Here is a 19,923-nt window from a genome sequence, read left to right on the forward strand (position 1 = left end):
CCGCGACGAACGCCCTGAACCGGAATCCGGTGGTCTTGCTGGCCACCGGTCTCGTATCTTCATTAGTCATTCGTTCCAAGGAACCGTCCCATCCGTACGCACACACACCCTGCGATCCGGGCCGTTAATGGTGCGCTGGCGCTGGCGCTGGCGTTCGCAAGCGTCGGCGTGGCCAGCGCCGAGGAGGCCGCCGCGCAACCGGTCGCCGCCGCCGACCAGCTTCCGCGAGGCCAGGATGTGGCGGGCACAGTGATCGAGCTCGCGGGCTGGGTTGTGGCAGCCAAGGACAACCAAGGCTATCCGTTCGCGGTCATAGACAAGGCCGCCGCACAGATCCTGGTGTTCGACGGCGACGGCCGGCCTCGCGGCGCGGCCCCCGGGCTCTTTGGCTCGGCGACCGGCGACCATACGGCCCCCGGCGTCGCCGGCCTGGCGCTTCGCGAGATTCCGGGCCGGGATCGCACGACGCCTGCTGGTCGCTTTGTGGGCGGATTCGGTCCGTCGATCGACGCCGGCCGCGTGCTGTGGGTGGACTACGATTCCGCGGTCTCCATCCACCCTACCGCGACCGGCGTCCCGGCCGAGAGACGCGTCGAGCGCCTTGCATCGCCTTCGCCGGACGACAACCGCATCACCCATGGCTGCATCAACGTCTCGCCCGAGTTCTACGAGCAGATCATCCGTCCGACGTTCGAGCGGGGCGGAGTGTTCTACATCTTGCCGGATGAGGCGTCGATAGCGGAGACCTTCCCGGAGTTCGCGCAAAGTCGCGAGACTACGCAACGCGACGACGGAGAACGCGCACAGGCCGCCCGCCACTGAAGGGCGCGTCGGCGTGTTGCCTTGGTGTGCGAGGCAGCGCAGCGGATGACGCCGCTCGTGGCACGGCTTCTTCTGCCAGTGCCCAGCACAATGTCGTGCCTTCCATGCAGCGGGGATCCGGTCAGGCGTCGCGTCTGATCTTGGCAGCTCCTCCACGCCACCCAGGTCCAGGAGCACGCGTCCTTGACTCAGGCATCCGTCTCCTCGGCATTGCTCCGTCCAGTTTGCTCAGCGAACCGGTCTGACAGTTCGTTCAAGCCGACGCGCCTTCGCTGCTCAGCTTGATTCTGGTGGTTGGTCTACGTCCGCTCCTGGCCGAAAGCAGACCTGGAAGTAGTCGGAGCCATGGTCGCCTAGACGTCGATTACATCAGTGCAAAGGCGAGCGGCGCGCGTGGACCATGGGTCGCTAGTCGACGTAGGTCCGCTTCCGAACCGGAGCGGACATTCGGTTCCGGATACGAGGACCGGCAATTGCCGACGGGAACCTGATCGCGACCGGATCCCCGATCGCGATCGGGCACGTTGCCTATGCCCTGACCTGGGGCTTCAGCAGCTTCGACAGGCCAACGCGGTGCAGCATCTCGGCGCGCAGGCGGTCCAGGACGGCGAAGCCGACATCCGCGCCGTCCTGCGCAGGGTCGACGTGCACCCGGAACGGCCGCTCGCCGAACGGCGCGTCCACGACCTTGGTGATGGCATCGGCGACCAGGCTGACATCGACATCCGGTGGCACGATCTCGGCGAATGCCTTCTGCACCTGTTCGCCAAAGCCTGCATAGGGGCCCGCCTCGTACTCGGCTGCACGCGCTTCATCGGCGGGCGTGCCCGCATGGGCGAAGTGGTTGGTGCCGCTGGTGAACGCGCCAGGCACGATGATCGACGTCTCGATGCCCCAGCGCGACAACTCGCGTGCGTACTGCACGGCGATCGCGTCCATCGCCGCCTTCGCACCGAAATACGGTGCCAGGTATGGCGGCGTACCGCCGGCCGAACTGCTGCTGGATACCCACACCAGCAGGCCTTCGCGCTGCCTGCGCAAATGCGGCAGCACGGCACGATTGACGCGCTGCGTGCTCAGCACGTTGACGTCGTACAGCTGCGCATACTGTTCGGGGGTGAAGGCTTCCGCCGGACCGAACACCATGTGCCCGGCGTTATGCACCAGCACGTCGATGCGGCCGGCATCGTCGATGACCTTGGCCACCGCGGCATCCACGGAATCCTGCGACTGCACGTCCATTTCCACGGTGCGCAGGTCTGCGCCGTTGGCCTTCGAGAAGGCGGCCATCTGCCCGACCACCGGCGCGTTGCGACCGGTGGTGTTGCGCATGGAGGCGTAGACGGTATGGCCCGCGCGGGCCAGCGCTTCGGCGGTCAGGCGACCGAAGCCGCTGGAAGCACCGGTGATCAGGATGATCTTGCTCATTGCGGTTCTCCTAGATTCGAAATCAATGGGGCGCCCGGACGGCTGCTCAGACCATGCCGCCGTTGGCGCGCAGCACCTGGCCGTTGATCCAGCCGCCGTCGGCGCCGGCGAGGAAGGCGACAACGTTCGCGATATCGCCCGGCGTACCGAGGCGCTCCAGCGGGTTCATCTTCGCCATGCGATCGATCAACTCGGGCGATTTGCCGTTGAGGAACAGGTCGGTGGCCGTCGGGCCAGGGGCCACGGCGTTGACGGTGATCGAGCGTCCACGCAGTTCCTTGGACAGGACGGCGGTCAGGGTTTCCACCGCCGCCTTGGTCGCGGCATAGACGCCGTAGTTCTCCAGCTTCAGGCCGACCACGCAGGTGGACAGGTTGACGATGCGGCCGCCGTCGCGCAGCCGGCGCGCGGCCTGGCGCAGCGTGTTGAAGGTGCCCTTCAGGTTGATCGCGATCTGGCTGTCGAACAGCGCATCGTCGCTGTCGGCCAGCGGCGCCAGCTTCATGATGCCGGCGTTGTTGACCAGCACATCGACGCCACCGAAGCGCGACTCGACCGCTTCGAAGAGGCGTTGCACGGCGGCCGGATCGGACACGTCGGCCTGCAGGGCGATCGCCTCGCCACCGGCGGCGGCAATGCGCTCGACGACCTGATCGGCCTCCCGGCGATTGCCGGCGTAATTGACGACCACGGCATCGCCGTCCTTGGCCAGGCGTTCGGCGATGGCGGCGCCGATGCCTCGGGAGGCACCGGTGACGACCGCCACCGAACGGGGATTGGATTGGGTGTTCATGGGGATGCCTCGGTGATCCGCCGGACTGGCGTGCGACCAAGGTAGTTATTCCCGAATGCCGGATAATTAGGCATATTCCGCGAACACTATTCGGATATCCGAACAATGGATCGCTTCGATGCCATGCGGGTCTTCGTGCGGATCGTGGAGCGTCGCAGCTTCACGCGGGCAGCCGATGACCTGAACCTCCCCCGGGCGACCGTGACCGATGCCGTCAAGGCGCTGGAATCCAGACTGGGAGTGCGCCTGCTGCAGCGGACCACGCGCCAGGTCACGCCCACGTTGGAGGGCGAAACCTTTTATGGACGCAGCCTGCGCCTGATAGCCGATCTGGAGGATGCCGAGAGCGCTTTCAGCAACGTGCATCCCAAGGGAGCGCTGCGCATCGACATGCACGGCGTACTCGCGCGTCACCTGTTGTTTCCGCGTCTTCCCGAGTTCCTGTCGATGTACCCCGACATCGAGCTGGATGTGAGCGAGGGGGATCGTTACATCGACCTCGTGCGGGAAGGCGTCGACTGTGCCGTGCGCGTGGGCGAACTCCGTGACAGCGATCTGATCGCGCGCCGCCTGGCGATGCTGCCCGAAGCTACAGCTGCGTCGCCTGGCTATTGCGAAGGCCACGGGATACCGAAGGACCCGGACCACATGCAGGACGGGCACCTGATGGTGGGGTTCAAATCGACATCCATCGGTGCGCTGCTGCCGCTGGAATTCCAGCAGCAAGGACTTGTTCGCCACATCAGCCTGCCGACACGGGTACGCGTTGGCGGAGCAGAGTCTTACCTTGGGGCGGCGCTGGCCGGCTTCGGAATCATCCAGGCTCCACGCTATCGGCTGGAGCCCTATTTCTCGGGCGGGCAATTGATACCCCTGCTCGAGAAATTTCCGCCGTTACCCAGCCCGGTCAACATCGTCTATCCACGCACTCGTTTGCCGTCGCCCCGCTTGCGTGTATTCATCGACTGGGCGGCCGGGGCCTTCTCGACCGACATCGGCAGCATCGAACGCTGAGCGGCTGCCCAAGCCGAAGCCTGGGCTTCTCCACCCATCGCGTGCCGTCGCGCCGCTTTCCGCGCCACTTAGGAAAATTCCTAGCCGCTAACGCGGGGTTTTCCGAAAGACACACCCGCCGCACCTCTGCAGTCTCTGCACGCCCGCACTCGGCGGGCATTCCAAGGGATGGAGACGCATATGCAAAACCTGGTTTCGTTGAACCTCACCGCGCAGGACCTGGCCGACCTCGACGGCGCGCTGGAGACGATGCGGCGCGTGTTCGCCCCGCTGGTGTCGCTGCAGCCGCAGCAGCGGCGCGATCTGATGAAGATGGGCGACAAGTCCGAAGTCTTCTGCCGCCAGACCCTCACCGTGCTCACCGCCAATCCGCAGATCGTCCCGCCCAACCTGGGGCTGGCCGAGGCGCAGGCGGACCTGGCCGCACTGGACCAGCTGCGCCCGCGCCTGATCGTGCTGCGCCAGCTGCTGGAAAAAGCCGACGACACCGAGATGGCCCTGGGCAGCGACATCATCGGCGTGGCCCTGGAGGGCTACGGCCTGCTCAAGGTCTCCGGCAAGGACGAAGGCCTGAAGTCGGCCCGCCGCGAGCTGTCGGCCCGCTGGGCCAAGGCCGCCCGCAGCGCGGCGCAGGCCCCGGCCGACTGATCCGGGTCCACCGCCCCTCGCCCCGGCGCCAACGCCCGGGCGAGGTTCCGAGCCTGACGGGAGAGGTTCCCAGCCTCGCCCGTCAGGTTTTTTGCTTCGTGGACGAGGCAAAAAGCTTGACGCGTGAGGCTGATTGACCTCATGGATAAGGCAAAAAGCCTCATCGGTGAGGCAAAAAGCCTCACGCGCGAGGCATTTCGCTCCGGCGGCAAGGCTCCCGAGCCTCACGCGCAAGGCTCCGGGGCTTATGGATGAGGCGTTTTGGGCTGGCGTTGAGGCGCGGAGCCTGGTCGGAAAGGCGGCTTGCCTTAGCGCAAAGGCTCCGAGGCATATAGCTGGAGCAGCCCCTGCAACCGCGACCCGACGGCACGAGCCGCGAACCGTACACATGGTCGGAGAGCGGACCGCGAATTGCCTCGCTCCCCTGCCCTGGCTAACCTGGCTGCAGGGGAGGAGTCCGTGGCGCAAGAAGGTCTCGCAGTGTCCGTCGTCGGCCTACCGGGCACACCCCTGCCCTTCGAGGTCGGCGCGCTCTACAGCCGCAAAGCCCAGATCCATGCATTGCTGGGAGGCCAGCAGCAAGGCGGCATTTCCACGCCCAGAGACCAGCCGTTCGTGATCATCTTCACCGGCGAGGCCGGCAAGTCGCACGGCTACGCCGACTTCTGGGACGACGACGGCATCTTTCACTACTTCGGCGAAGGTCAGAGCGGTGACATGCAGATGAGCGGAGGGAACCTCGCCATTGACCGTCACCAGCAGGAAGGCAAGCGCCTGCTGCTGTTCAAATCCATGGGCAAAGGCAAGCCCTATCGATACGACGGCGAATTTCTCAAAGTGTCGGCGTACTCGCGCCCGGATACACCTGCCACGCGCGGGCCCAATCGCACCGCGTTCGTCTTTCGCCTGCAACCGCTAGACCAAAACGCCTTTCTCCCCGCGGCAAAGATCGCCGATGCATCCAAGGCAGAGCTAGGGCTTGGAAGTACGGCGGTCCTCAAACTCACCGAAGTTCGCACCAAGCAGGAGCTGTTCAAGCGACGACTCATCGGCATCGAGAAGCAATGCCGCCTCACGCAGGTCATGGACCTGCGCTTTCTCCGCGCCAGCCACATCAAGCCGTGGTCCGCTTGCACCAAGGGCGACGAGCGTGTCGATGGCAACAATGGCTTGTTACTGACTCCGCAAGCCGATCTGCTGTTTGATCGCGGCTGGATCACGTTTGAGGATCGCGGAAAGCTCTGCGTCGCCAACGAGCTTCCAGCAGACGTCAAAAAGCGCCTTGGGCTCAACCTAAAGCCAGGACGCAGCTGCGGCGAGTTCAACGCCCACCAGCGTGCCTATCTGGACTATCACCGCAATAAGGTCTTCGAGAAGCGCTTCCATGGCTTGACTAACCCCATCAGCGAGCTGATCTCGACCGTGGATTAGACAAGGAGCCGCAAATAGATGGCACGTCAACGCGCACCCAAGGAAGACATTGCAGCTCCGACTTCAAAGGCGCCGCGCGCTCGCCTAGTTCTCGATCTGCTTCCACTTATCGCGGGGCTGCTCGCCGCGGGTGGAGTTTGCCTACACGCCATAGGGGCCATCACTCATCGGACCTTCTTAAGGGAGATGGGAGTGCCGCCCGATCTCTTCCCAAAAGACGTTGCGTGGATGCTGATCAACGGCTTCTATACCTTGTTCGATCGCTGGTACCTACTCTTCAAGGTATATACCGACCGCCCTTGGGAGTTTGTTCTCTACTGTCTTACGCTCTCGATCATCCTAACGGCTTACCTATATCTCTACCGATGGAGCCCTAAGAAAGCTGAGTGGGTGGAGACCTTACCGCCATGGGGCAGGGCTCTTCTTCGCTTCTCCGTTGTCACCATCTCCATCGCAGGAACGCTGCCGGGGGCTGTGTGCATCGTAATGCTACTGATGATCGCCATTGGCGCCCCTGGCGAGTACGCAGGAAAAGCGTATGCGGAGAAGCTGCGCGAGCGCTACGCAAATGGTTGCTCGGTCAAAGCGCCGTGCACGGATGTTCTTAAAGACAAAAACGTCGTCATCTCTGGCGCGGACCTTGATACATCACCCAGCTATCTCGCCATTTATGACCCGAAGACCAGGCTCACTCACGTGGTCGAGCTAGAGGGCCTGGAATTGCGCCGCGTAGCGCGCAGTTCGAAGACAAATCCAGACCCTAAAAAATAGGTAAGGTCTGCTTACGACCTAAGGCGCTGTGTTTAACCTTCAACCCAGCTGATGGCTATACGGGCAGGCTTTCGTCAACGTTCGTTTCCGCAAAAAAGCACACCGACCCCTGTTCCGTCGTGATCGATCGGTGCTCGCAGCGCTATCCCGCGTGGGATGGCCTTGTTGCAAGCCGGTCTGTCGCTGCACGTCCCCAAGACGGTGGGCCAGAGTCCACCCTATGGCCCTCGGACAAGCATGTTGGACGGATCAGGAATAACCACCTCGATGGTCGGGAATTCCGCCCACTCTGCAAGCTGCTGGAAGTGCGCAAACAGATCCCCCTCCAGTCCATTGTCTTGCCACTGCATACTGAGCGTGACAACGGACTGAAGACCGCCAGGCGCGATGTAACGCACACGCTCAAGTGTGCGCGCCGAGAACAGCCAGGCCTTCCTGGGGGACATTTCTGACGAATAGACATCGACTCCGTTCACCGTGGCAAGGTACTGCCGTCCTTTTTCGCCGGCCGGCTTCTGTTCAATCGTCGGCTCCGACGAGTCCATCGTCCGCCCGGCAATCAGCTCGCGCAGTGTCTTGGTCTCATCATCCGATACGATCAGTATCGGGTCTGGACCGATGTAGTGCGCCAGATCTCCGATTTCCCACCAGAACAGAGCGTCATTCGGCAGTTTCGATACTGTATATGTAAAGCGCTTTCGTGCCGCAAAATCACGCCAGAGATATCCATCGGATTGCCTCTTTACGAATCTGCTTGTCACATCACCTAGATTCGACAACATCGAGGGGGACGGGTCGATGAGCCTCGCCTTCTCCAGACGGATGAGTTTCACGTCGCGACGAGGTCCGTGACCATCCGTCACGACATCCACGCTCACGCCACGAAACAACGTACCTTTGAAGGGAAGAGTCAGCAGCTTTTCCGTGATCGCGGCACGGATCGGATTCAATCGCTCGACGTCGATCTCTGCCGCTCGTAGGTGGTCGTCCCTGGCGGCCTGGACTGCCGCAATGGCCGCTTCGAGCTTGGCCCGCAGCCTATCCACAACCTTCTCGACGCGTTCGTCGGTAGCCACGATCCGGAGGGCGTTGTGCAATCGATTCGACGTACTGTCTAGACCACGGAGCAGATGGCCTAGCTCTTCAAGGATACCGACGAGGGATTCTTGTCCGTTCGGCAGCTCACTGTCGTCCCTTGCGAGCTCCGAGAAGCGCCGGCCAATTGCTTCATCGGCAGGGCGCACGTCCATGGCGAGCAAAGCCAGGAACGACACGACGAGTTCGTCCCGGCCATGCAAGGTCGAAGGCGTGAAGGACCGGCCGGGCACGACGGGACGCTCGGTCATGCCGTCCATCCTGCGCACAAAACTGTCCAGCTCCGTGCCATAGGATTCGTTATCGTACGCGCTGCCGGCCAGCTTCAGCCTGAGCAATGCTAGGCAGAGCGGAATGAACTCTAGATTGGCGGGCTCGCGTGAGATCTCCCCAGAATCCGTGTCGACCACGCCAAGCAACGACATCGCTGTCCGGGCAGCGATGTCGGTTTGTTGTCGGCCAGATACCGTCCAGTGCAGCAGCAGCGCGGCGGTGACAAGCCGCACGTCACCATAGACAGACTGAAGCGTATTTGCGAACAGCTCGCGAGGTGGCGGCGCACGATCGAACCCGTGTTGCAGCGATGCGACCGCTTTGCGCGCCGCGTCCCAGTCCAGCGCGATGATCGGCGGATACAGCATGCGCCGGTAGAACAAGCTCGTTCCATCTCCCAACTCGTACTCCAGTACGCCAGGCCATCTGACGAAGGCCTCACCGAACATGGCCGCCCCCTTTTCGTCCTCGTTCCAAGCCGCGATGGCGACCATACGGGCTGTGTTCTTGAGGTGGTGGAACAGGTACAACCACGTATCACGCAGTCGATCCCACTCCCGCGCGGCAGGCGTCATCGTGCCCCGGCGCCATCCGACCATCTCGGGCACGAACTGGTGCAGCGACTCCCATCCCCCTACGACGTCCGTCAGCGCGTCGGCGTAAGCGCGCTCATCGGAGCCAGCCAGCAACATCCGTTTGGCGCCACCCTCACCGTTGTCGGCGACCACCGTCCTGCGGGTGAACCATGCTTCAAGTCGATAGACCAGATTCGGACCAAGATCCAGAATGCCCGCCGACACGCCAGGCGAGAGGCGCGGATCCTGCTTGCGCGGCAGCAAGCCCAACGGGCTGTAGGCGAGCTTTCTGATGTAGTGGGTATTGTCGGGGATGCGCTCCGATGCCCGTTCGTATAGACGCGCGTACTGTTGCGCCCATTCCACGTGCGGGGACCACGGCCCGCCCACTTCCGCCAGGCTGAACGCGGAGCCGGATTTTGCATCCGGTGCGTTCAGCGCCAACAGGAAGCGATGATAGTCCGTCATTTCCTCCAGGGCGCGATCGAACGCAACCGCCGCATTTCGATCAATCGTGGCGGCTGCGCGATCCGCGAGCTCTTCCAGCATGTCTTCCGGCGTCGGCAGGTCAGTCTTCATCTTTCACCGCTCCGAAGCGGAATGCACAACGCAGCACGAAACGTTCGATAGGGCGCAACGGATCACCGCCAGATCGGACGCACCAATGGGCGGATCCCAGCAGGGGGCGATCAAGCTCGAGTGCGAACGTCAGCCGTGGATAGTGCCAACGTGTCGCCGGGGGCTCAGCACCTTGCGCCTGCTGCAGCCCTTCCCATCGCTTGGCCCAGCGCCGAGCGACCCAAAGCACCCACGCCATCCGGACATCGTGGAGTGCGGTTTTGCGGCGGAATCGGGAATTAATCTCGGTGACGCCGGATCCATCAAAAAATCCGATACCGAATGCGACGTAGTGTGGCGATTCCCCCTCGCGGGGTCGATGCATGCTCTCGGATAGGATCAATCCGCCGGCCTCGTAGACCTGCTGTCGGATCCGTTGATGCATCTCTCGCGGCGCACTCACGCTCGCCGTGTATTGCTTGCGCATCATTTGCCGGGAAGACTGCTGGACGAACCGCAGCGTTGTGCGCGCAAAATGCGCCAACGCAGCGAGGTTGAAGATCAGCCAGAAGGTATGGACCCCGAGCAGAATCAACTTGAACAGCAGGGCATCCCTACTGTCGACGAAGTAGTGCAAGAGGTACTGCAGCGGCCACAACAACTGCAAGCAAAAAACGACCAATAGCGCCAGGCAGCTTGCCACCACCTCGAAAGCCATCGATTCGTGGTAATAGACCTGCACGTCGGTTGAGAAACTGTCCCGCTGCGCGATGATGGTCACCAGCGCCAAGGCGATGGAGATCACGCCTAGTGCACCGACTTGGGCGGCGATCATGAATCCGGAGACGTTCAGAACGATGGACTTCGCGTCCGGGGGAAACCGGGACACGGGCACCCAGTCTGGAATTGCGCCAGCCGGAACGTGCGCGACGCCGTACTCGACTGTGATGAGCACCAGGGTCAGAACAAAATAGACACCTAGGAACCTCCAGAATGTCCTTGCGGTAAAGGCGCCTCTAAGCCAACGATGAAGCGCCGAGCGTTTGACGGCATTTGCCGCGGCATTGGCCCGTAAGTGGCCCCGCACGATGCCGTGCGCGCACCGGTTGAGGCTGCCGATCCAGCGTCCGAACTTCGGCTCGGTCATAGCGCGCCCCCTTCCTTCTGCGCAGACACCAGCTTCAACCATTCGATCGGCACGGCCTTATCGAACCCGGTTTCCAGTTCCCGGAGTCTCGGATGCCCGGGGTAGTTCTCCACCGCGAACCTGATCCACTCCGCTGCTCTGGCGTGGTCTTTTATGACTCTGAATCGCTCAGCCAGAACCAATGAAACACCCGCTTCCAAAGGCTTGGGCATCCGAAGTCCATCCTTCCAGTTTCGGGCTCGGAAGTACTCTCTGTGCACGTGCTCGTGCTCGGGCAGCGGCCATGCCGGCTCTGAGAACGAAAGCAGGTGGAAGAACATCGCTTCGACGGTCGGGCCTACAAGGTCCGTCGCGTACTTTGATCGAACGACATCGAATCCCGGCATCTTGAATGCCTCGGGCGCATAGCTGTTGAACAGGATGTGGAGTGCCACAAACGGACGACGCTGGGCAACACCCATGCCAGACAGCAGCGTTTCGACCTTAGCGAGCAACTCGCGCAGATCAGTCACGCTGGCGTTAGGCTCTCCGACCAGGTGGCTTGCGAGCTGTTCAGCAAAGCCTTCCAATCGACGGCGGCCGCAGTCGTACGTCAAACCATTCAACGCAGCGACCCAGTACTGCGGCGCCATCTGCACCCGGACTACACCCGTTTGCTCCAGCGAATAGTCGTATGGCTCTGCTTCCACCTTCGGCTGTTTGCGGACGAACTCGGTGATGACGCATCGGGCGAGGCGCGCCAATCCTTGAAAGGTAAGCATGGTCTTCCTCTCAAGCCGCACCGTTTCCCTGTAGGAATCTCCTAGCGTCATGATGCGCGGCAGCTCTTCCAGGTTATGGATGTACTTGGACCGCATCCGGTAGGCCTCCCGCAACGCAGCCGGCAACTCCGCCCGCCCGATCGGGCCGTCTTCGAAGTTCGCTTCATCGCGGAAGTACGCGTCGGTGACATGATCCAACGTGAAATCACGGAATCTGCGCGCCAATGACACGTGCTCGATCTCCAGCAAAGCCGATCTCACGTTGGCTGCGGTGGCCGCGTCTGCATCGGCGAGCGCCTTGTCGATCCGCGTACGCTTTTCGCTGTCGTAGTCCTCCCAGCTGCCTTGGTTGCCGTCGAACCCCTGCGCCAACGACTCGATCGAGGCGACGAGCAGCGTGTAGGCGAGTTCAAGATCGTCGGCCAGTCGATGAAGGCCCGTGACATAGGTTCTTATAGCCCGGATTGCCGCCCGGTAACTCCGTCGTTGCAACCCGATCAGGTCAGCGACCAATCCTTGGAGCCGCGCCTCGTCGCCACCCTGGCACCACACGTCGTCGTCGAAGAACCGTCGAACGGCCTTGCTTGGCCGGCCGCGGACACCCACCAGGCGTTGGTTGCTCAGCAGGCGCGCAGCCAGATTCGCGTTCGGCGTGCAAACGACATTCAAGGCAAAGGATGAGATGGCAGCAAACTCTTCGAGGTAGGGGTCCATTCCCCGGGATACCAAGGCACCAGGCCCGGTTGGCGTCTCTTCGATCAACTCCACGGCCTCATAGACGACCGCCCGCGAGTCATCCAGCGTGGTTGCGGGCAACAACCGGCCAGCGACCGTCTCAAGCGGATCGTCCCGGCCTAGGCGCAGGTTTGTGTAGAGGATGCCCCGGTGTTCGTTCCGGCGCCCTACTGGCCGGGAAAATAGCTTTCCGGAAGCAATCTGAAGCATGGTCGAGCCGTCAGCTGGCAGGGAAAGCAATGATGATGTTGAATGGCCTTGAGACTGTCCAGTTCGCAGCAAGGAGTGCAGCGTCCATCGCCTTCCTATGCACGTGCAGGTTTCAGAGGTTCACGTAGATACCTCGTAGTACGCGACGATGGCGGCTGGCAAAATTGCTTTGTCCTGGGCGTGCGTCCATCGCCGCACCTCCGGCCCACCGCCGCCTCGAACATCGTTCCAGCTCTGAGTAACCGCGTTCGCCAACTCCCCCTGCAGCCACTGGCTTACATCCTGCCAGGGAATGGCCAACTCCAACATGATTGGCCGACCGACGGCGCCTAGTTGCTGCAGGTAGTCCCGCCCATTCAAGTCACCTAGACGCTTCAGGATCAGGTATACGCGCTCGCTTCCATAACGGAAGAAATGCACGTGACCCTGCAACTCACGGCGATCGACACTGGCGTACACGTTCCCTTCGATAGAGAACGGCACTTCGGCTATGGCTCGATCGAGGTCGCTATCGAGCACCGTCGCATCAAACTCATGCGCGATATAACGCGCGGCCTCATTGAGTTCGGCAATCATCCTGGGACGAAGGCCTTCCAGCAAGTATGTGTTCACGTCAACCGTTCGACAGGCGTGAAACACCTTTAGGCCGGCATAGGACTCCAAAAGCACGGCGAGCGCAGTTTCGGGTGTCTGCAGCGCAGACTCTGGCTTATTCAACAGCGGCGCCCACGTTGCCTGATCGTTCCAACAAAACAAGATATCGCCCATCGTGCCACCCACTCTTTATCGATAGAGAACAACTCTCCTGACCTAACGAGCTCTCTGCAAGCCGGCTCTCTCCCTGGCAAGAAACTTCCCTGGACTCAAAGGGGACGGAGGCAATTAATCAGGACCGTACCCGGGATGGCTCCGTCAGCAATGTCTCTTGCAGATCCTCCGTGATACTGGATTAGGTGGAGCCAACCCAGTCTTTGATCGTGCGAGTATCAAGCGACCACGCGTGGTCGATCGCGGCAAACGACGCAATGACCACTTTCGACCCGAGGTGACGCCGCCCTGACCGGGAAACGGCCGTCTCGGCGTTGAACCGCATGGCTTCTCTCGCGAGGGTACGCATATGGCTTTCCGCATGACGATGCATCTGAGCCTGCTTGCAGCAGCGATGCTGTCCTCCATTGCCCATGCGCGGCCGGCCGGCAGCGAGGTTGCCGATGCGCGTCCGGCGCCGGCGGGTACGTACGCCAGGGTCGATTGCAGGTCCATCGACGTGCCGGACGCGGTGGGCGTGGAGTGCGGGCGCCTGCAGGTGCCCGAGCGTCATGGAGCCAACGGAGCGGTGACGCTGTCGCTGCCGGTGGTGGTGCTGCGCAGGAGCGGTGCCGAGCCGACCGGCGATCCGATCCTTTACCTGCACGGTGGGCCGGGTATCGCCACGCTGGAGGTGGTGCCTGGGTGGCTGGAGGCGCCGTCGGTCAAAGCCCTGCGCGCAGGACGCGACCTGGTGTTGTTCGACCAGCGCGGCTCCGGCAAGTCGACGCCGGCGATCTGTCCCGAGTTCGATGCGGCGCTCGACAAGCTGGCGGCGGAAGCGCCCGGCGCCGCGGTCGAGCTGCGCCGCAAGCGCGAAGCCGCCAGCGCGTGCCGCAAGAGCATGGTCGAGCGCGGCAGGGATCCGGCAGCCTACAGTTCCACCGCCATCGCGGACGACGCCGAGGCGCTGCGCCAGGCGCTGGGTTACCGGCAATGGAACGTGCTGGCCACGTCCTTCGGTTCGCTGCCGGCCTTCGAGCTGGCACGCCGGCATCCGGCGCAGGTGCGATCGATCATCTTCAACTCGGTCTTTGCGCCCAATTCGCCCAACCGCGCCGAGCAGGTCAGTGCGCTGGCCGAGGGGCTCGCGGCGCTGCAGGCCCGCTGCAATCTTGATGAGACCTGCCGCGCCCGCTATCCGGACATGCGCAAGGATGCGGCCAGCGCCATCGCCCGCTACGACCGCAGCCCGCTGAAAACCGCCGATGGCCAGGTGAGCGGATCGACCTTCCTGGGCACCGCCTGGAACCTGCTGGTGCGCGGCAGGACCGCTGCGGTAGTGCCGGAGCTGCTGAGGCGGGCGGCGGCGGGCGACGACGCGATGGTGCTGAAGGTGGCGGGGCCTTTTTCCGGCCCGCACACGTTTGGCACCACCTCGTATGCGCAGAAATGGCTGGTGGAGTGTCATGACATCTACCCGCGGCCGTCGGCCCCGGCGATCCGCAAGGCCGTGGTGGCGCATCCGGATCTGGCGCAGGACATGGAGCCGGACGAGCCGGACCAGGTCTGCGCAGCACTGCAGCCCCAGCAGGCGCCGGCCGCTTTCTTCGACGCCACGCCGGTTTCGGTTCCGGCGCTGGTCTATGCCGGCGAATACGACCCGGCCACCCCGACCAGCGATGCGACCGCGGCGATGCGGATGTTGGCCAAGGCCACGCTGGTCAGCGTGGCGGGTGCGAGCCATTCGGCCATGGGCACCGACGACTGCACCCGCGGCATCGCGCTGCGTTTTCTCGACGAGCCAACCGGCAAACCAGACATCTCCTGCGTCGCCAGCATGCCGGCGCCGGTCGTGCCAGGACCGGCCGTGTTCGACGAGTTCTTCAAGGCGCTGCCGTGAACTGAAGGCAAGCGTCCGCGCACTCGCGATTGGGCGCTAAACCCAATCCTCCACCGGCGCCGGCCTGCCGAGCAGATAGCCCTGCCCCAGGCGGCAGCCCATGGCGAGCAGGGCGTCGTGCTGGGCCTGGGTTTCGATGCCTTCGGCCAGGGCTTCCAGGCCGAGCGCCTGGGCCAGGGCCAGGATCGATGCGACCACCGCCTCGCTGTTGTCGCTGCCCGGTTCGCCCAGGCGCGCGACGAAGCTGCGGTCGATCTTGACGATGCGCAGCGGGAAGGTGTGCAGGTAGCTCAGCGAGGAGTAGCCGGTGCCGAAATCGTCCAGCGCCGCGGCCACGCCCTGGTCGCGTAGCCGGCCCAGCAGTTCGCGCACGCCTTCCGGGTCGTCGAGCAGCGAGCCCTCGGTGACCTCGATCACCAGCCGCGACGGCGCCAGGCCGGTGCGGGCGAGCATGCCGAGCAGGCGTTCGGAGAAGTCGCCATGGCGGAAATGCAATGGCGAGACGTTGAGGGTGAGATACCAGTCGCCGGGGCCGAGCCGGGTGGCGGCCAGCGCGCAGCTGTGCTCGAACATCCACCAATCGATCGCCTCGATGTTGCCGCTGTCCTCGGCGATGCGCAGGAACTCGCCCGGCCCGATCAGGCCGCGGCTGGGGTGGTTCCAGCGGATCAGCGCTTCGTAGCCCTGCACCCGGCCGCTTTCCAGGTCCAGGATCGGTTGGAAGTACGGCACGAACTGGTCGCGCAGCAGGGCCACCCGCAGTTCGCCCTCCATCGCCAGCACGTCGATCGCATGTTTCTGCAGCGACGCGTCGAACAGCGCGAAGCGCTTGCGGCCCAGCGCCTTGGCCCGGTACAGCGCGACGTCGGCATCGCGCAGCACTTCGTCGGCATGCCGGTAACGGCTGTCGGCGATGGCGATGCCGATGCTGGCCGAGGGTTCCAGCTCCTTGCCGGCCACCTGCAACGGCGCGCCGATGTCCTGCAGCACGCGCTGGGCCACGTGCACGGCGGCGCCCACGTCGGGCAGGTCCTCCAGCAGGATCGCGAACTCGTCGCCGGACAGCCGCGCCACCAGGTCGGGCTCGCGCACGCACGCGGCCATGCGCAGCGCGATCTGCTTGAGGAAGTCGTCGCCGGCCAGATGCCCCAGGCTGTCGTTGATCACCTTGAAGCGGTCCACGTCGAGGTATAGCAGCGCGAACTGTCGCTCCGGTTCGCGCCGCTGCAGCGCCAGCACGCGTTCCATGCGCTCGCGCAGGTAGCCGCGATTGGGCAGATCGGTCAGCGCGTCGTGCAGGACCTGGTGTTCGAGCTGATGCTGGACGCGTTCGCGCTCCAGGATCTCCCGGCGCAGCGCCTGGGTGCGCTCCTGCACGCGCTGTTCGAGCTGGGCGAAGGCCCGCTGCTGGATCTGCGCGGTGCGCCTGCGGTTGAGGCTGTTGGCGATCTGTGAGGCGACGAACTGCAGCAGTTCCTGGTCTGCCGGCCCGTAGGACACCGTGCGGTCGTAGCTCTGCACCGCCACCACCCCGATCACCTCGTCGCCAACCAGCAGCGGCACCCCGAGCCAGCACACCGACGGCGTGCCCGCATCCTCCAGGGCCACCTCGCCCTGGCGCGCCAGCTCCATGATGTCCTCGATGTTGCCCAGCATCGCCTGCCCGTGGCGCAGCACGTATTCGCTCAGGCCCCGACCCAGCGGGCGCGCGGTGCGGCCCGTCCGCATGTCGTCGACGTAGTAGGGGAATTCCAGCATGGTGCGCTCTTCGGAGAGCAGCGCGATAAAGAAATTGCGGGCATTGATCAGCCCGCCGACCACGCGGTGGATGCTGCGGTAGAACTGCTCCTCGTCGATGTCGGCGGTGGCCAGCTGCGCGATCTCGAACAACGCCGCCTGCAGGCGCTCGGCGCGTTCGCGCTCGACGATCTCGGCCTGCAGGCCGATGTTGGCCTCGGCCAGTTCGGCGGTGCGCTGGCGCACGCTGCTCTCGAGCACGTCCTGGTGCTGCTTGCGCTCCAGCGCGGTGAGGATGTGGCTGCCGACGAATTCCAGCAGCGCCTGGTCCTCGGCCGAGTAAACGATGCCAGGCTCGTAGCTCTGCAGCACGATCGCGCCCTGGACCACCCCATCGCGCAGCATCGGCACGCCGAGCCAGTCGTAGCTGTCGGTGCCCAGGTAGTGCAGCGGCCCGGACACCTGCTGGCGCAGCTGCTCGGTGGGGCCACGCAGCGGCCTGCCGTCGCGCAGCAGGTACCAGGTCAGGGTGCCTTCGCGCTCGCTCAGCGGCACGTCGTCCGGCGGCTGGGGATCTTCCAGATCCACGTAATAGAGGAAGCGGAAGCTCTGGCGCTCGTGGTCGAGGCGGACGATGTAGCAGTTCTCCGCGTACATGAGCGAGCCGACGATGGCGTGGATGCCGCGCAGCATCTCCGGCATGTCGTGGTCGGAGCCGGCCAGGTCGGCGATCGCGAACAGCGCGCGCTGCAGCTGCTCGGAGCGCGCGAGCCCGGCGACCGACGCGCGCAGGGCTTCGGTCGCCAGCGCGCGCTGCAGCAGCTGGTCGGCCAGGTGCAGCAGCGATGGCCAGTGATCGGGCAGGTGCTGCGCCGGCGGCGGCGGGGCGAAGTCGAGCAGCAGCACGGCCGGGTCGCTCTGCGCGGACAACGGCAGGGCGAGCTGGCTGCCGTCGGCCGACCATTGCGCCGTCTTGCGCGCGGCCGCCGCCCGGGCCCGTTGAACATCGGCGGCCGACGCGTCGGCAGGTTCGCTTTCGGGCTGTTCCAGGCCTAGCGCCCACAGCAGCCGGGCATGGGTGCAGTCGGGATGGGTGCGGGCGAACCGCAGGACCTGCGCGGCGAGCGCGTGCGGCGCCTCCGCTTCGGCGAACGCGCACGGCCAGTCCGGCTGCGCGAGCAGTTCGGTCAGGGTGGCGCCGGCGCTGGACGGGGTCATGCGCATGCGGTTTACCACATGGCGCGGCAGCAGGTCGTCAGACGGGCAAAATGACAGGCCAGCCGCGCGCCCGGTCACAGATTCGCCGCCTTCGATCAGTTCTCCGGAATGCCGGGCAGCACCTGCTCCATCAACAGCTTCGCCGTGAGCCGGTGCGGCTGCTGCACGTCGTAGTTGGTGGTGGTGACCACCACCACCACGCGCTCGGCGGGGAACACCTGCACCGAGTTGCCGCCCGCGCCGTTCATGGCGAACGACTTCCAGACCTTGTCGCCCACCGGGAACTGCATCAGCCACCACAGGTAGCCGTATTCCACGCCATCGTCGACGCGGGCGTGGGCGGCGGTCGACGCGCGCACCCAGGCTTCGGGGACCAGGGCTTTGCCGTCGTGCCTGCCGCCGTCGAGGTAGAGCTGGCCCAGGGCCAGCAGGTCGCGGCTGCGCAGGCCCAGGCCGCCGCCGGCCTGCGGCAGGCCCAGCGGGGAGAATTGCCATTGCGGCTGGTCGATGCCCAGTGGCGCGAACAGGCGGCGCTGCGCATAGGCATCCAGTCGTTCGCCGACGGCCCCCTGGATCGCCGCGCCCAACGCGGTCACGCCGGCGGTGCAGTAACGGAAGTTGCGCCCGTACGGCGACTGCGCCGGTGTCGGCATCCACGCCGGAAAGCCCTGGATCGGCAGGTCGAGATAGAACTTCACCCAGTCCTCGACCAGGTACATGCGTTCCTCGTTGCCGCGCGAGTACTGGTTCTCGTCATGGCATTCCAGCAGCGAGGACATGGTCATGACGTCCTCGAAGGTGATCTTGGCCTTGCGCGGATCGTCGTTCTCGATGGGCCTGGCGTAATCCAGGTACGGCAGCAACGGCGCCTGCGCATCCGGCAGCTTGCCGTCGGCGATGGCCAGGCCCACCAGCATCCCGGCCACGGTCTTGGTCGCCGAGCGGGTGTTGCGGCGGGCTTCGGCGCCGCCGTCGTCGAAGTAGTGCTCGTAGAGGAGCTTGCCGTCGCGGGCGACCAGCACGCTGGTGATCTGTTTGAAGTCGCCGGCTTCCACTGCGCGGGTCAGCCCGTCGAAGCCTGCGGCTGCCTCGGCGGCGTGGGCGATCGGGCTCAGTGCAAGGAGGCAGGCGGGCAGCAGGGTGCGGAGCAGTTGCATGGGCGGTCCATCGTGAAGGCGCGCGTACCCTAGCAGCCGCGGCGGTACCCGGCTTGTACGTTCTGAACCTGCCGCTCAGGCCAGCGCGCGGTACTGCGCCGGGGTGCAGCGGTAACGGCGGCGGAAGGCGTGGGTGAAGTGGCTCTGGTCGACGAAGCCGCAGGCGGCGGCGACTTCGGCCAGGCTCGTGTGCCGGTCGTGCAGCAGGCCGATCGCCCGCTCCATCCGGCAGTGGCGCAGGTACTCGCCGGGCGAGCACCCGTAGCGGCGGCGGAAAGCGCGCGCGAAGTAGACGGGATGCACATCCGCGGTGCGCGCCAGCGCGGATAGCCGCGGGGTGTGGATGCAATCGTCGTGCAGCTGTTCGCGCGCGCGTTCGAGCCAGGCCGGGCCGTCGCGATGCTGCACGCGCTGCGCCAGTGCGGCGGCGTCGAACAGCGCTTCGACCCCGGCTTCGATCACCAGCGGCGACGCGCTGTCCCAGCCGCGCAGTTCGCGCCACAGCCCGGTGGCCTGCACCAGGCCGGACAGTGACAGTTGCAGCGCATGTCCCGGCAACGCGCGCTGCTCGGTCGCCGATCGCCAGAGCGCGGCCGGAATGGACAGGGTGAAGAAACGGCCGTCGAGCCCGCGAAAGCAGTCGCGGTGGGTCGTGCCCGGCGGATTCAGCACCAGCGCGCGGGTATTGCAGACGGCGGGCATGCCTCGTGCGCTGCTGAGGTAGTTGCCGTCGAGCAGCAGCAGGAAGTGCGCGTCGTCGTGGGTGTGGGTTTCGACCTCGTGCTCCGGCACCGTCGGCCGCAGCTCGGCGAGCGCCAGGTCGCCGACCTGGCGCCGCTCGCGATAGTCGCCGTAGAAGCTGCCGTGTCCGAACTGGAGGCCGGCCGGTGCCATGCCCGC

The 19,923-nt window shown here is 64.7% G+C and carries 15 protein-coding genes; 6 read left to right on the plus strand and 9 right to left on the minus strand.

The window, feature by feature from the left end; translation table 11 throughout:
- Window positions 1-141 precede the first annotated feature (141 nt).
- Entirely contained in the window at window positions 142-822 is a 681-nt protein-coding gene (locus tag MC380_RS12940; RefSeq protein ID WP_242165362.1) for a L,D-transpeptidase, read from the plus strand.
- Between the two features lie 528 nt (window positions 823-1,350).
- Here MC380_RS12940 and MC380_RS12945 read toward each other — a convergent pair.
- Window positions 1,351-2,250 carry an SDR family oxidoreductase gene (locus tag MC380_RS12945; RefSeq protein ID WP_242165223.1) on the minus strand — a complete coding sequence of 300 codons (900 nt, stop codon included), beginning with the start codon at window positions 2,248-2,250 and terminating at the stop codon, window positions 1,351-1,353.
- A gap of 46 nt (window positions 2,251-2,296) precedes the next feature.
- On the minus strand, window positions 2,297-3,043 hold the full coding sequence (locus MC380_RS12950) for an SDR family oxidoreductase (protein WP_242165224.1): 747 nt from the start codon (window positions 3,041-3,043) through the stop codon (window positions 2,297-2,299).
- Window positions 3,044-3,148: 105 nt separating this feature from the next.
- Here MC380_RS12950 and MC380_RS12955 point away from each other — a divergent pair, with 105 nt between their 5' ends.
- The 4 genes from MC380_RS12955 (at window position 3,149) to MC380_RS12970 (ending at window position 6,907) form a co-directional block, all read left to right on the plus strand.
- Entirely contained in the window at window positions 3,149-4,057 is a 909-nt protein-coding gene (locus MC380_RS12955) for a LysR family transcriptional regulator (protein WP_242165225.1), read from the plus strand.
- A 180-nt stretch (window positions 4,058-4,237) separates the two neighbouring features.
- Window positions 4,238-4,705: a hypothetical protein gene (locus MC380_RS12960; protein WP_242165226.1), complete on the plus strand. Its 468-nt coding sequence runs from the start codon at window positions 4,238-4,240 to the stop codon at window positions 4,703-4,705.
- A 480-nt stretch (window positions 4,706-5,185) separates the two neighbouring features.
- Complete coding sequence (locus MC380_RS12965; protein WP_242165227.1) at window positions 5,186-6,136, plus strand: HNH endonuclease; 951 nt, start codon at window positions 5,186-5,188, stop codon at window positions 6,134-6,136.
- A gap of 18 nt (window positions 6,137-6,154) precedes the next feature.
- On the plus strand, window positions 6,155-6,907 hold the full coding sequence (locus tag MC380_RS12970; RefSeq protein WP_242165228.1) for a hypothetical protein: 753 nt from the start codon (window positions 6,155-6,157) through the stop codon (window positions 6,905-6,907).
- Between the two features lie 218 nt (window positions 6,908-7,125).
- Here the strand turns inward: MC380_RS12970 and MC380_RS12975 are convergent, their stop codons facing one another.
- From MC380_RS12975 to MC380_RS12990, 4 genes are all read right to left on the minus strand, one after another.
- The gene (locus MC380_RS12975; protein ID WP_242165229.1) at window positions 7,126-9,429 is read right to left on the minus strand and encodes a hypothetical protein; all 2,304 of its coding nucleotides are present in this window, start codon (window positions 9,427-9,429) and stop codon (window positions 7,126-7,128) included.
- On the minus strand, window positions 9,419-10,555 hold the full coding sequence (locus MC380_RS12980) for a hypothetical protein (protein ID WP_242165231.1): 1,137 nt from the start codon (window positions 10,553-10,555) through the stop codon (window positions 9,419-9,421). Before MC380_RS12980 ends, MC380_RS12975 begins: the two co-directional genes overlap by 11 nt.
- A complete protein-coding gene (locus MC380_RS12985; protein WP_242165232.1) occupies window positions 10,552-12,261 on the minus strand; it encodes a hypothetical protein in 1,710 nt (569 codons plus the stop codon). Before MC380_RS12985 ends, MC380_RS12980 begins: the two co-directional genes overlap by 4 nt.
- Before the next feature lie 120 nt (window positions 12,262-12,381).
- A complete protein-coding gene (locus tag MC380_RS12990; RefSeq protein WP_242165234.1) occupies window positions 12,382-13,029 on the minus strand; it encodes a hypothetical protein in 648 nt (215 codons plus the stop codon).
- 361 nt (window positions 13,030-13,390) lie between these two features.
- Here MC380_RS12990 and MC380_RS12995 point away from each other — a divergent pair, with 361 nt between their 5' ends.
- Window positions 13,391-14,911, plus strand: a complete 1,521-nt coding sequence (locus MC380_RS12995) for an alpha/beta fold hydrolase (RefSeq protein ID WP_242165236.1) — start codon at window positions 13,391-13,393, stop codon at window positions 14,909-14,911.
- 36 nt (window positions 14,912-14,947) lie between these two features.
- Here MC380_RS12995 and MC380_RS13000 read toward each other — a convergent pair whose 3' ends face one another.
- The 3 genes from MC380_RS13000 to MC380_RS13010 form a co-directional block, all read right to left on the minus strand.
- Complete coding sequence (locus tag MC380_RS13000) at window positions 14,948-17,866, minus strand: EAL domain-containing protein (RefSeq protein WP_242165238.1); 2,919 nt, start codon at window positions 17,864-17,866, stop codon at window positions 14,948-14,950.
- A 95-nt stretch (window positions 17,867-17,961) separates the two neighbouring features.
- Window positions 17,962-19,023: a serine hydrolase gene (locus tag MC380_RS13005; protein WP_242165240.1), complete on the minus strand. Its 1,062-nt coding sequence runs from the start codon at window positions 19,021-19,023 to the stop codon at window positions 17,962-17,964.
- A 75-nt stretch (window positions 19,024-19,098) separates the two neighbouring features.
- The gene (locus MC380_RS13010; protein WP_242165241.1) at window positions 19,099-19,917 is read right to left on the minus strand and encodes an AraC family transcriptional regulator; all 819 of its coding nucleotides are present in this window, start codon (window positions 19,915-19,917) and stop codon (window positions 19,099-19,101) included.
- Between the last annotated feature and the right edge of the window lie 6 nt (window positions 19,918-19,923).

The organism is Lysobacter sp. M15 (assembly GCF_022662515.1).
In the GTDB taxonomy this organism is placed as follows: Bacteria; Pseudomonadota; Gammaproteobacteria; order Xanthomonadales; family Xanthomonadaceae; genus JAKPBU01.

Excerpts from the sequence above, each read along its gene's own strand:
- MC380_RS12945 (WP_242165223.1), bottom strand. The coding sequence starts at position 2,250 with ATGAGCAAGATCATCCTGATCACCGGTGCTTCCAGCGGCTTCGGTCGC.
- MC380_RS12950 (WP_242165224.1), bottom strand. The coding sequence starts at position 3,043 with ATGAACACCCAATCCAATCCCCGTTCGGTGGCGGTCGTCACCGGTGCC.
- MC380_RS12955 (WP_242165225.1), top strand. The coding sequence starts at position 3,149 with ATGGATCGCTTCGATGCCATGCGGGTCTTCGTGCGGATCGTGGAGCGT.
- MC380_RS12960 (WP_242165226.1), top strand. The coding sequence starts at position 4,238 with ATGCAAAACCTGGTTTCGTTGAACCTCACCGCGCAGGACCTGGCCGAC.
- MC380_RS12970 (WP_242165228.1), top strand. The coding sequence starts at position 6,155 with ATGGCACGTCAACGCGCACCCAAGGAAGACATTGCAGCTCCGACTTCA.
- MC380_RS12975 (WP_242165229.1), bottom strand. The coding sequence starts at position 9,429 with ATGAAGACTGACCTGCCGACGCCGGAAGACATGCTGGAAGAGCTCGCG.
- MC380_RS12980 (WP_242165231.1), bottom strand. The coding sequence starts at position 10,555 with ATGACCGAGCCGAAGTTCGGACGCTGGATCGGCAGCCTCAACCGGTGC.
- MC380_RS12985 (WP_242165232.1), bottom strand. The coding sequence starts at position 12,261 with ATGCTTCAGATTGCTTCCGGAAAGCTATTTTCCCGGCCAGTAGGGCGC.
- MC380_RS12990 (WP_242165234.1), bottom strand. The coding sequence starts at position 13,029 with ATGGGCGATATCTTGTTTTGTTGGAACGATCAGGCAACGTGGGCGCCG.
- MC380_RS12995 (WP_242165236.1), top strand. The coding sequence starts at position 13,391 with ATGACGATGCATCTGAGCCTGCTTGCAGCAGCGATGCTGTCCTCCATT.
- MC380_RS13000 (WP_242165238.1), bottom strand. The coding sequence starts at position 17,866 with ATGACCCCGTCCAGCGCCGGCGCCACCCTGACCGAACTGCTCGCGCAG.
- MC380_RS13005 (WP_242165240.1), bottom strand. The coding sequence starts at position 19,023 with ATGCAACTGCTCCGCACCCTGCTGCCCGCCTGCCTCCTTGCACTGAGC.
- MC380_RS13010 (WP_242165241.1), bottom strand. The coding sequence starts at position 19,917 with ATGGCACCGGCCGGCCTCCAGTTCGGACACGGCAGCTTCTACGGCGAC.